The sequence below is a fragment of the Blautia hansenii genome (assembly GCF_013304445.1).
Lineage (GTDB): Bacteria > Bacillota > Clostridia > Lachnospirales > Lachnospiraceae > Blautia.
In genome coordinates, this window is record NZ_JAAITA010000070.1 from 1 (window position 1) to 555 (window position 555).

The following is a 555-nucleotide window of genomic DNA, read 5'->3' on the forward strand; positions in this document are numbered from 1 at the left end:
AGAACGCACAGAGGGCAAACGTGAAGAAAAGCACACAGAAACAACGGGAACAGCTCATGCGGTTATTGAAAGAGGACAAGTTAGGTGCTAGGAGCATTGATACGATAAAACCCTCTGACGCTAAGGAATGGGCGTTACGCATGAAAGACAAAGGCTTTTCCTATAACACCATTAACAACCATAAACGCTCGTTAAAAGCGTCATTCTATATCGCCATACAAGACGATTGTGTAAGGAAAAACCCTTTTGATTTCAAGTTGAGTGAAGTCCTAGAAAATGATACCAAAGAGAAAGTCGCATTGACAGAGGAACAGGAACTAGCCCTACTCTCATTCATCAAGACGGACAATGTGTATCACAAGTATTATGATGATGTGCTGATACTGTTAAAGACAGGACTTCGTATCTCGGAACTGTGCGGACTGACAATCATGGACGTTGATTTTATCCATGAGGTTGTAGTTATCGACCACCAGTTACTAAAGAGCAAGGAACAAGGTTATTATATTGAAACGCCTAAGACAAAAAGCGGAACAAGGCAAGTGCCATTAAGCA

At 41.6% G+C, this 555-nt stretch carries 1 protein-coding gene; it reads left to right on the forward strand.

From position 1 onward, the window contains the following. A partial coding sequence (locus G5A70_RS15540) for a tyrosine-type recombinase/integrase (protein ID WP_226853787.1) occupies window positions 1-555 on the forward strand: 555 nt, incomplete at both ends.